Here is a 1,684-nt window from a genome sequence, read left to right as displayed (position 1 = left end):
CCCGGCGCGAGGAGGACGTGGCCCCGGTGTCGGGTAGCCGGCGCTCCCGGTACGACGAGGACGTGGCCCCGGTGTCGGGCAGCCGGCGCTCCCGGCGGGACGAGGACGTCGCCCCCGTGTCCCCCGGCCGGCGCTCCCGGCGCGACGACGACCTCGTCGCCCGGTACTCCTCGCCGCCCCGCAGCACCGACGAGCCCGAGGAGCCGTGGGACAGCCCCCGCCGCTGGGAAACCTCGACGCCCGTCTCCGCCGAACCGATCTCCGCGACCCCGCGCAGCGGCTCCGGTCGGCACAGCATCGACGACGATGTCCCGGAGGAGCCCGACTACTGGCGGCCCCCGGCCCGGTACGTCGCCGAGGACCTGCCCATGGACAACACCCCCACCCTGGTCGACCTGGCCTCCCGGCGGGCGCTGCGGGCCGCCGGGGACAGCCGACCCGGCCGGCGCAAGCGGGACCGGGACCGGGACCGGGACCGGGTCAACGCCGACGCGGTCGACGGCGCGTACTGGGCCGGGCTGCGGGGCGAGGCGAAGTGATGCGTAAGACGGTGCCCCCCGTGGCGTGCGTCGGCGAGCCCCGGCTCACCGCCGGCTTCGCCGAGTTCGGCCGCCTCGACCTGATGGCCCACGAGGAGGTGCACGGGCCAATCGGGCCGATGGAGCCGGCCAACCTGCTCCGGCTCGCCGAGGCCATCCAGCTCAAGGGCAAGGGCGGGGCGGGCTTCCCGTTCGCCCGCAAGCTGCGCGCCGTGCTGGAGTCCTGCGAGCGGCAGGACGCCTCCGCCATCGTCGTGGTCAACGCCACCGAGGGCGAGCCGGCGAGCTGGAAGGACAAGGTGCTGCTCGCCCGGGCCCCGCACCTGATCCTCGACGGCGCGGCCCTGGTCGCGTACGCGCTGGACGCCGACGAGATCGTCATCGGGGTCGCCGACGACGACGTGGGCCGGCCGTCGCTGACCGAGGCGCTCCAGGAACGCCGGATGCCGGTGCCCACCAGCATGGTCACCGTCCCGGACCGGTTCATATCCGGCGAGGGCGGGGCGCTCGTCAACGGCATCAACGGGCTGCCGCACATCCCGCCGGGCACGAAGAAGCGCTCCAGCGACTCCGGCGTGAACGGCCTGCCCACCCTGCTGTCCAACGCCGAGACGTACGCCCAACTCGCCGTCGCCGCCCGGCTCGGCCCGTACGAGTACGCGGCCCTGGGCACCGACGACGAACCCGGCACCCTGCTGCTCACGGTGACCGGCGCGGCCAAGCGGCCGGCCGTCGTGGAGTGCGCCGCCGGTACCCCGTTGCGCGACATCCTCGAACTGTGCGAGGTGCCCGACGGGCCGGGCGTCCTGATGGGCGGGTACCACGGCAAGTGGATCACCGCCGAGGCCGCGCAGCGGGCCGAGGTGTCCCGCAAGGGCCTCACCGCCGTCGGCGGCACGCTCGGCGCGGGCATCATCGTGCCGCTGGGCCGGGACACCTGCCCCCTCGGCGAGGCCGCGCAGGTGGTTCGCTACCTGGCCGGCGAGTCGGCTGGGCAGTGCGGCCCCTGCAAGATGGGCCTGCCCGACCTGGCCCGCGCGGTCGACCTGGCCGTCTCCGGCAGCGCCCCGATCGAGATCGTGCGCGCCGCCGCCGGAGACGTGAAGGGACGCGGTGCGTGCAGCCACCCCGACGGCACCGCCCGG

At 75.6% G+C, this 1,684-nt stretch carries 1 protein-coding gene and 1 pseudogene; both read left to right on the top strand.

What is annotated here, in order from left to right:
- Nucleotides 1–539: pseudogene (locus MCAG_RS07590) on the top strand (hypothetical protein); the annotation flags it as partial.
- Nucleotides 536–1,684: NADH-ubiquinone oxidoreductase-F iron-sulfur binding region domain-containing protein (locus tag MCAG_RS07585; protein WP_036372758.1), on the top strand; the 1,149-nt coding region annotated here is incomplete at its 3' end. The pseudogene MCAG_RS07590 and the gene MCAG_RS07585, both read left to right, overlap by 4 nt.

It is taken from the genome of Micromonospora sp. ATCC 39149 (assembly GCF_000158815.1).
Classification (GTDB): Bacteria; Actinomycetota; Actinomycetes; order Mycobacteriales; family Micromonosporaceae; genus Micromonospora.
Note: the sequence above shows the minus strand (reverse complement) of the source record. Positions and strands in the feature narration are given on the sequence as shown.